A 1,429-nucleotide genomic window follows, 5' to 3' on the forward strand; every position below is an offset into this window, starting at 1 on the left:
TAAGAGACAGGCTTCGCACTCGCTCCGGCCGGCTCCGGCCCGCCGCCCGAATCCCCGTCTCCCCCGCAGGCCGTCAGCAGCAGGGCCAGTGCCGTCGCCGTGACCGCGGCCGTCGCCGCCGGCCGTGTCCTGTGCCGTATCCGGTCATTCCCAGGAATGCGCATGTCCCCCATCGTCGCATTGGCCGGATGCGCACCGCCGTGCGGGAAAACCCTTTGAATTCGGCGGGATCGGCAGTCAGCCTGACACCTCGCGCCCATCGCCTACCACCCGTACCTATCTGACCTGGGATGCAATGCAGATTCGCGACCTTCCATACGCCGATCCCGGCGTCCCCGACACCCGTTCCGGGTTCCGCCTTCTGGTGTGGCTGGGCCGAGGCCAACTGGGCGGCCAGGCGAAGGCCCTCGGCTGGGGGCTGCTGCACATGGTCTCGGCCGCCACGCTGCCCGTCGTCGCGGGGCTCGCGGTGGACGCGGTCGTAGCCGACTCCGGAGAGCGGCTCGCCGCCGCTGCCGCGCTGATGGCCGTGCTCGTGGTGACGATCACCGTCGGTGACACGATGCTGCACAGAGTGGCCGTCACCAACTGGATCACGTCATCCGCACGCGTCCAGCAGCTGCTCGCCCGGCAGGCGTCCGCCCTGGGGGCCACGCTGACGCGGCGGGTCGCCGCGGGCGAGGTGGTCGCCGTCTCCACGGGGGACATCGAGAAGATCGGCTGGTGCGTCGAGGCCGTATCGCGCTTCAGCGCGGCGCTCCTCACCACGGTCACGGTGTGTGTGGGACTGATGTTCTATCAACTGCAGCTGGGCTTGATGGTGACGTTCGGCGTGCTGGTGCTGGCCCTGGTCGTGCTGCCGCTGCTGCCGAAGGCCACGGGGCGCGCGGACCTCCAGCGCGCGAAGGCGGGACGTGCGACGGAGCTGGCCACCGACACCGTCGCGGGGCTGCGTGTCCTGCGCGGCATCGGAGGTGAGCGGCTCTTCCTCGACCGCTACCGCCGCGCCTCCCAGGAGGTGCGGAGCGCGGCCGTGCGAACGGCCCGGATGTGGGCGCTGATCGACGCCGCGCACATCGCCCTGCCCGGCCTGCTGCTGCTCGCCGTGGTGGTGCTCGGGGCGCGGATGGCGCTCGACGGGCAGATCGCGGCGGGCGAGCTGGTGACGGTCTACGGCGCGGTGATGTTCCTGCTCTTCCCGCTGCGGCTGTTCCAGGAGTTCGCGATGGCGTACTCCTTCTCGCGGCCCTCCGCCGCGCGCGCGGCGCGCGTGCTGGCCCTGCGCCGCGAGACCGCCCAGCAGGACGCCTCCGGGAACACCGCCCCGGCCACCGCAGCGCCCGCGGCCACCGCGGACGGCGGTTCCGTGGCCGGGGCCACCGGGAACGGCGGGGCGGACGGGGCCGACGGGGCCGACTCCATCAGCTCC

At 72.5% G+C, this 1,429-nt stretch carries 1 protein-coding gene; it reads left to right on the plus strand.

Features of this window, described 5'->3' with window-relative positions; genetic code table 11:
- Nucleotides 1–295 precede the first annotated feature (295 nt).
- Nucleotides 296–1,429, plus strand: a 1,134-nt coding sequence (locus tag G5C65_RS37220) for an ABC transporter ATP-binding protein (protein ID WP_165303454.1), incomplete at its 3' end; no start/stop codon positions are given.

This window comes from Streptomyces boncukensis (assembly GCF_011045075.1).
GTDB lineage: Bacteria > Actinomycetota > Actinomycetes > Streptomycetales > Streptomycetaceae > Streptomyces > Streptomyces boncukensis.